Below are 234 nucleotides of genomic sequence, written 5' to 3' on the forward strand. Positions count from 1 at the left end.
ATGGTGGGCCTAACAAGACTTGAACTTGTGACCTCACCCTTATCAGGGGTGCACTCTAACCAGCTGAGCTATAGGCCCTTAAGAAGTAGAATTATTGTTATCTTATTTCATTTCAACCTTTGATATCTAAACAAGCTCTCAAGAGCTCTTGAAATATTTATTATTACTCTTTAGTGTGAGTTAAAGAGTATGTACTCTAGAAAGGAGGTGATCCAACCGCAGGTTCTCCTACGG

At 39.7% G+C, this 234-nt stretch carries 1 tRNA gene; it reads right to left on the reverse strand.

Annotated elements, in window-relative coordinates:
- Nucleotide 1: 1 nt before the first annotated feature.
- Nucleotides 2–78: transfer RNA gene (locus tag KJR01_RS10660), tRNA-Ile, on the reverse strand.
- Between the last annotated feature and the right edge of the window lie 156 nt (nt 79–234).

The sequence above is a fragment of the Campylobacter sp. 2018MI10 genome (assembly GCF_018501175.1).
Taxonomy (GTDB): Bacteria; Campylobacterota; Campylobacteria; order Campylobacterales; family Campylobacteraceae; genus Campylobacter_E.